This is a genomic window from Streptomyces sp. McG3, assembly GCF_018619185.1.
Classification (GTDB): Bacteria; Actinomycetota; Actinomycetes; order Streptomycetales; family Streptomycetaceae; genus Streptomyces.
Map to the genome: position 1 here is coordinate 1 of NZ_JAAXYC010000360.1, position 7,392 is coordinate 7,392.

General features: G+C 71.8%; 5 protein-coding genes and 1 pseudogene. 3 read left to right on the plus strand and 3 right to left on the minus strand.

The window, feature by feature from the left end; all coding sequences use genetic code 11:
• Positions 1-978: pseudogene (locus HET64_RS34135) on the plus strand (hypothetical protein); the annotation flags it as partial.
• Between the two features lie 331 nt (positions 979-1,309).
• Positions 1,310-2,686: an alpha-amylase family protein gene (locus HET64_RS34140; RefSeq protein WP_215111127.1), complete on the plus strand. Its 1,377-nt coding sequence runs from the start codon at positions 1,310-1,312 to the stop codon at positions 2,684-2,686.
• A 133-nt stretch (positions 2,687-2,819) separates the two neighbouring features.
• Here the strand turns inward: HET64_RS34140 and HET64_RS34145 are convergent, their stop codons facing one another.
• Positions 2,820-4,595, minus strand: a complete 1,776-nt coding sequence (locus HET64_RS34145) for a coagulation factor 5/8 type domain-containing protein (RefSeq protein WP_215111128.1) — start codon at positions 4,593-4,595, stop codon at positions 2,820-2,822.
• A gap of 298 nt (positions 4,596-4,893) precedes the next feature.
• Here HET64_RS34145 and HET64_RS34150 point away from each other — a divergent pair, with 298 nt between their 5' ends.
• The gene (locus tag HET64_RS34150) at positions 4,894-5,397 is read left to right on the plus strand and encodes a DUF4265 domain-containing protein (protein ID WP_215111129.1); all 504 of its coding nucleotides are present in this window, start codon (positions 4,894-4,896) and stop codon (positions 5,395-5,397) included.
• Between the two features lie 61 nt (positions 5,398-5,458).
• Here HET64_RS34150 and HET64_RS34155 read toward each other — a convergent pair whose 3' ends face one another.
• The gene (locus tag HET64_RS34155; protein ID WP_215111130.1) at positions 5,459-6,049 is read right to left on the minus strand and encodes a sugar O-acetyltransferase; all 591 of its coding nucleotides are present in this window, start codon (positions 6,047-6,049) and stop codon (positions 5,459-5,461) included.
• Complete coding sequence (locus HET64_RS34160; protein ID WP_215111131.1) at positions 6,046-7,284, minus strand: MFS transporter; 1,239 nt, start codon at positions 7,282-7,284, stop codon at positions 6,046-6,048. Before HET64_RS34160 ends, HET64_RS34155 begins: the two co-directional genes overlap by 4 nt.
• Positions 7,285-7,392: the final 108 nt, after the last annotated feature.

The following is a 7,392-nucleotide window of genomic DNA, read 5'->3' on the forward strand; positions in this document are numbered from 1 at the left end:
TCCCAGGCCGCCGCCCCCGCCCCCGCGAAGAAGGGGCGCTCCAAGCTGGTCCTCCTCGGGGTGGCCGCGGTCGTGCTGGTCGGCATCGCGTACGGGGCGGGCCTCCTGCTGAACCACTCCGAGGTCCCCAAGGGCACCACGGTGCTCGGCGTCGACATCGGCGGCGGCACGAAGGAGGAGGCGGTCACCAAGCTCGAAGCCGCCCTCGGGGAGCGGGCCAAGACGCCTCTGACGCTGTCGGTGGACGGCAAGGAGGAGAAGCTCGACCCCGAGAAGGCCGGGCTCACCCTGGACGGCCAGGAGACCGTGCGGGGTGCGGCGGGCAGTGACTACAACCCCGTCTCGGTGATCGGTTCGCTGTTCGGCGGGGAACGTCCCGCCGACCCGGTGATCCCGGTCGACGAGGAGAAGCTCGGTGTGGCCCTGACCGACCTGGCCGGCGCCTCCGGCTCGGCCAGTGACGGCACGATCCGCTTCGAGCCGAACAAGGCCGTGGCCGTGCCGGGCAAGCCGGGCAGGACGCTGGACGCCGGCCAGTCCCTGATCTCGGTCCGGGACGCCTACCGCGCCCAGGTGCAGACCGGGCAGGCCCGGCTGGTCGAACTCCCGGTCACCACCAGCGAGCCCACCATCACCAAGGCCGAACTGGACCGGGCGATGAAGGAGTTCGCCGAGCCCGCGATGTCCGGCCTGATCACCATCAAGGCCGGGCCCAAGGAGATCCAGTTCGGCCCGGCCCGGTCGCTGCCGCAGATCCTCTCCATGAAGCCCGTGGACGGCCGGCTGGTCGACGTCTACGACAAGCCGGCGATCGACAAGCTCCTGGACGGCGTCTTCGACGGCATCATGGCGGTCAAGGGCGACGGCAAGGAGTACCAGGTCGGCGCGGACGACGTGGCCCAGGCGATGAAGACCGCCCTGGCCGGGAAGACCCCTGCCGAGCGCACGGTCACCATCGACCTGACCGGCCAGGGCTGACGCCCGGACCGGACAGCGCTCCACCCTCCGCCCCCGCCCGGGAACGCCTCCGGCCGGGGGCGGAGTCGTCGGCGGGCGCGCGCGGGCGCGCGGGCGCCAGGGAGGCCGGGAGGCCGGGAGGCCGGGCGTCAGGGAGGCCGGGAGACCGGGCGTCTCCCCAACTCCTCCACTTCGTAAGAACTTTCAGAAACAAACTGGAAACTGTTGCAAGCGTCTTGACGTGTCCATTCCTGAACGGGCAGGCTCCGGACTCCCCCCACGGCAGCCAGGCGCGTGGCTGCCCACGCCGGGCACGGGCGAACGCCCGTACCCGCGACCGAAGGAGCCGCAATTGAGTTCCCGCGCCGCACGCGCAACCCTGGCGGGCCTGCTCGCCGCCGGAGGCCTCACCGCCCTCGCCCCCTGGTCCTCCCAGGCGACCCCGCCGGGCGAGAAGACCGTCACCGCCACCCTCTTCGAGTGGAAGTACGACGCGGTGGCCACTGCCTGCACCGACACCCTCGGCCCGGCCGGCTACGGCTATGTCGAGGTCTCGCCCGCAACCGAGCACATCCAGGGCGACCAGTGGTGGACCTCGTACCAGCCGGTCAGCTACAAGATCGCCGGCCGCCTCGGCGACCGCGACTCCTTCGCCGCGATGGTCGAGAGCTGCCACGCGGCCGGGGTCGAGGTCGTCGCCGACGCGGTGATCAACCACATGGCCGCCGGCTCCGGCACCGGGACGGGCGGCACGTCGTACACCAAGTACGACTACCCCGGCACGTTCCGGGACCAGGACTTCCACACCTGCCGCGAGGACATCGCGAACTACGGCGACCGCGGCGACGTCCAGAACTGCGAACTGGTCGGCCTCGCCGACCTGGACACCGGCAGCGACGCCGTCCGTACGACCATCGCCGGCTACCTCTCCGACCTCCGCTCGCTCGGCGTCGACGGCTTCCGCGTCGACGCCGCCAAGCACATGTCCGCCGACGACGTCGCCGCGATCAAGGGCAAGATGGCCGACCCCGGATTCTGGGTCACCGAGGTCATCCACGGCGGGGGAGAGGCCGTCCAGCCGGAGGAGTACACCTCGATCGGCGACGTCGACGAGTTCCGCTACGGCGGCCACCTCAAGTCCGCCTTCCAGGGCGGCGGCCTGCCCGGCCTGAAGTCGATCGCCGACGGCAAGCTGGCCGGCGCCTCCGCCCGTACGTTCGTCGACAACTGGGACACCGAGCGCAACGGCTCCACCCTCACCCACAAGGACGGCGCGGCCTACACCCTGGCCAACGTCTTCATGCTGGCCTCGCCCTACGGCTCCCCGAACGTCTTCTCCGGCTACACCTGGACCGACAAGGACGCGGGCCCGCCGGACGGCGGCGCGGCCGACTGCGGCTCCGGCGCGTGGACCTGCACACACGCCCAGCAGGCGGTCACGGGCATGGTCGGCTTCCACAACGCCGTCGCGGGCGCGGAACTGACCGACTGGTGGGACGACGGCTCCTCCTCCCTCGCGTTCGCCCGCGCGGGCAAGGGCTTCGTCGCCATCAACAACGGCGACGCGGAGCTGAACCGCACCTTCACGACGACGCTGCCGGCGGGCACGTACTGCAACGTGGTCGCCGCCGCCCCCGGCGCCTGCGACGGCGACGGGACCACGGTCGCGGACGACGGCACGGCGACGATCACGGTCCCGGCCCACGGGGCGGTGGCGCTGCACCTGTAGGGCCTCTCGTCTGGATCATGCAGGGCTGATCCAGACGAAAGGCCCCAGGGCCTGCCCCGCGGACAGCGGAGCGGGGCCCGGCGCTCACCAGCAGCCGGGCCCCGCTCCCGTATCTCTCCCGCGCCGGAACCGGCTACGGGAAGTTCACGACCTGGGAGGGGATCGTGTCCGGGCCGGACGTGGGGGATCCGACGTCGTTGATCACGTGCTCGTACTGGCCGTTGCCGCCGAGCGAGACGACGATCAGGCTGTGGAACTTCACGCCGGGTTTCACCGGTGCCTTGAAGCCGTGTTCCTGGATGATCGTCGGGTCGACGTTGTAGTAGCAGTAGCTGCCCATGCCCCAGCCCTCGTGCTGTTCGACCGAGTCGTCGACGCGGTAGGCGGCGTAGCCCTTCGTGTCGCCGTTCTGGATGGCGGCCTGGTTGGGTGCGTCGTACGCCTTCTCGTTCTGGAAGAAGATCGTGCGGCCGCGCTCGCCGTACCACTCCACGTCGTACTTGTTGAAGTGCTCGACGAACAGGCCGGTGGCCAGGACGTCGTCGCCGTTGACGCGGACGCCGTAGTCGGCCCGGTTGGTCTCCCAGCCCCAGCCCTCACCGTGGTCGGCACGCCAGACCCAGGTGTGGTCGATGATCGTGTCGTCGCTGTTGACGACGATGCTGGTGGTCGCCTTGCCGGGACCCGCGCCGCCGATCCGCACGAACACGTCCTGCAGCGAGGTCGGGTTCGCCGAGTGGTCCGCCGAGGCGTTCTCGGGGCCTACCTCGATCAGGGTCTCCGAGTTCACCGGACCCGCGTCGACCAGGAGGCCCGCGAGCTTCACGCCGGACACGTCACCGACCTTGATCGCGGTCACCCCGTTGTCCGGGATGATCGTGGCCAGGCCGAGGCCGAGCGCCACGGTGTCCGCGCGGTCGATGTTGATCGTCTCGTCGATGTGGTAGACGCCGGGCGTGAACAGCAGATGCAGGCCCTGCTCCACGGCCGCGTTGATGGTGGCGGCGTCCGCCCCCTCCTTCACGACGTAGAACTGGTCCAGCGGGATCGACTCGCCCGCCGGTGTCCCGTTGGCCCACGAGACGCCGCGCGCGTTCTCGCGCTTCTCCGGGACAAAGACCTTGTAGTCGTCGCCGTCGAGGTAGAGGAACGGCTTCTCGCGGGAGATGGGCGTGGTGTCCAGCGTGGTGTACGGCGGCTCCGGGAAGCTGTTGGCCGGTGCGCCCTCGACGCCCGAGAACGTCATGTTCCAGACGCCGTTGACCCAGCCGCCCACCGAGCTGTCGCGGGTGTACCACTGCTGCTGGGAGTAGGGTCCGACCTGTCCGTCGATCTTGCTGTCGGCGATGTAGCCGCCGCTGGCCCAGCCGTAGCCGTCGGGGGCGAGGTTGAGGCCGCCCTTGACGTGCATCCGGCGGAACGGGGCCGCCTGGGAGACCGCCCAGCGGTTGGTGCCGGAGACCGGGTTCAGGGTCAGGTTCTCCGCCGAACGCCAGAAGTTCTGGGTGGCGTTGCCGTCGAACCAGCCCGCGTCCACGGTCACATCACCGTTGAACGTGGTGTCGTTCGGGTTCAGCCCGAGACCCGCGATCTGCGTGTAGAAGCCGATCTGCGCGTTGATGTTGTCGTACGTGCCCGGCTTGAACATCAGCGCGTAGCGGTCGGTGCCGAACTGATCGGACTCCTGCTTCTTGAAGATCTCGTCGACCTTGCCCTGGATGTCGGGCGTGGAGGGGTCGAAGACATGGACGTTGGGACCGAGGTCGCCGCCGCCCGGCACCGCCTGGACCTCCTCGCCGAAGGCGGTCTGCGCGGTGGGTACGGACATCAGCATCGCCACGGCGAGCGCGGCGAATCCGAGGGCCCGGGTGCGGCGGCGGGTGCGTGGTGCGGTGGGGGGAGCATGCATGGGGTACGTCTCCTGGGTCGTGGTACGTGTGCACGACGAACGGACGAGAGAGCTCTGTGGGGAGGCGCTGGGAGAGCGCTCTCTCGTTACGGCGATGTTTCCCCCGTGGGCCTGTACGCGTCAAGAGGTGTGCACCAGGAGCATCAGGAGATGACCCTGGATCCAACAACTGGCTGCCGGTGTTGGGGAATTGATGACTCAGGGTCGGTGGGGACCGTCCCTGGCTTCAGAACCTGACGTCGTGCCTGGTCGCCGGGGTGGACAGGCGGGCGCGCCGCACGCGGGGGACGATGGGGCCATGAGTTCCCCCGCCGGTCCGGAACGCCCACCCCGTGGAGCCGATCAGATCAAGGTCTGGTTCCGCCTGGTCCCGCGCGAGGGCCTGCCGCCGTACGACACCGAGGGCTTGTGGGCGACCCGCCTCGGCCCGGACACCGCGCGGGTGGACAACGCGCCCTTCCTCCAGGACGGGGTCGCCGAGGGCGAGACCGTACGGTTCCGCACGGACGGCGACGGGGCCCACTGGGCCGTCGGCCGCGTGGCCGACTCGGGCAACTGCACCGTACGGGTGCTGCCGTTGCCGGACGGACCGCTCGGGCGCGACGCCCGGGCCGTGCAGGAGCGCCTCGCCGGCTACGGGCTCACCGGCGAGGTCTTCAGCGCCGGGTTCCCGCTGGTCGCCCTGACCGTGCCGGGCGGCGCGGACCTGCGCGGGGTCAAGGAGCTGCTCGCCCGTGGCCGGGACGAGGGCTGGTGGCACTTCGAGGTCTCGTGCGTCACCGACGCCTGGCGGGCCGCGTAGCACCCGAGGGGTTACGCGCGGCGGGCCGCAGGAGACCGGAGTGCTGCGGGGACCCGGGGCCCTACGCCTCCGCCGCCGCCTCGCCGATCTTCCGGGTCACCCGGGCCGGGTTGCCGACCGCCACCGCATTCGCGGGCAGGTCCTTCGTGACGACGGCCCCCGCCCCGACCACGGTGTTCTCGCCGATGGTCACCCCGGGGCAGACGATCACCCCGCCGCCCAGCCAGACGTTGTCGCCGATGGTGATCGGCTGCGCGGCCTCCCACTTGGCGCGGCGCTGCTCGGGGTCGATCGGGTGGGTCGGGGTGAGCAGCTGGACATTCGGGCCCATCTGGACGTCCGCGCCGATGGTGATGCGGGCGACGTCCAGGAGGACCGCGCCGAAGTTGATGAACGTCCGGGGGCCGATGGTGGTCTGGTAGCCGTAGTCGACCCGCAGCGGCGGCCGGACCTCCACGTCCTCGCCCAGCTCGCCGAGGAGCTCGGCGAGGGCGGCGCGCCGGGCCTCGGGGTCGGCGGCCGAGGTGGCGTTGAAGCGCTCGCTCAGCACGGCCGCGTGCCGCGCCTCCGCCGCCAGTTCGGGGTCGTCGGCGATGTAGAGCTCGCCGGAGAGCATGGCTTCCTTCTGGCTGCGCCTGGTCTCGTCGCTCATGTCGTCTCTTCCGTGCGGGGTGTACGGGACGCTCGCGGTGATCCGTCCGCTACCGGCAGTCTGCCCCCGGCGTCCCCGGCCCGGCCACGCAGCCCCGGGGCCAGCACCAGCGTCACCGCCACCGAGAGCCCCGCGACCGCCGCCATGCCCGTGGCGGGGGAGGTCAGCTGGGCGATGCCGCCCGCCACGGCCGCCCCCACGCCCTGCATCGCGAGCATCCCCGAGGAGCTGAGCCCGAGCGCCTGGCCGCTCAGCTCCTGCGGGGTGAGGGCGATCAGCCGTTCCTGGAGCAGCAGACTCGCGGCGAAACCCACGCTCGCCAGGACGACCGCCGCCAGCGCGAGGGGCAGCTCCGGGCGCAGCGCGAAGAGCAGATAGGGCGCGGCGAGGAGCAGCCGGAGCGGGGCCCCCAGCCGCGCCCGCCGGCGTGCGGTGACGAACCGCCCGACCAGCGTGTCCCCGGCCAGCATGCCCAGGGCCCCGCCGGCGAAGAGGAGCCCGGCGTGCCCGGGCGCGTACGCGACGTACAGGGACTCGGCCCCGACGACGAGCCCGTTGGGCACCCACAGCGCCAGGAACACGTACCGGCGCGGCACGGAAGACCAGAGCAGCGCGTTCGTCCGCCGCGTCTCCCGGACCGACGGGCGGCCGGTGGCCCGGGGCGGCCGGGCGGTCAGTCCGAAGCGGGTCACGGCCGCCGCGACGACGTACAGTCCCGCCCCGATCAGCAGCGTGCCGCGCGCCGAGAAGACCGTGACCAGCAGCCCGCCCACCGCGAACCCGCAGATCTGCATCGCGCCGCCCGTCATGTTCAGCACGGAGCGGCCGAGCAGGAATCCCTCGCGCGGAACGATCTCGTTGAGCAGCCCGTACCGTACGCCCCCGCCCGGAGACGAGGCCGCGCCCACCACCAGCAGGACGGCGAACGCGGCCCACAGCGGCAGTCCGGGAGCGGCCTGGACGCAGGCGGCCCCGGCGGAGAGCAGCGCCAGGGCGGTCAGCGCGGCCCGCGGCGGCAGCCGGTCGGCCGCCGACAGCAGGGTGAGCGCCCCGGCCACCTGGGCCAGCGACGGGCCGAACATCGCCAGGGCCGACAGCAGGGGTGAGCCCGTCCGCGTGTACACGAGGGTGCCCAGCGCCAGACCGGTCGCGGTCTGGGCGGCCGTCTGCACGGAGACGGCGGCGAAGAAGGGGGAGAACTCCGGGGTCCGGAACAGTTCGCGGTAGGTGCGCATGAGGTGGAGTCTCCGGACCCCGTCGCCGGGACCGTTACTGTTTCGCGCGGACGCGAAAGCCCGGACGGGCGGGGCGGCGGGCGGCAGGGCCGGAAGGCCGGCGGAGAG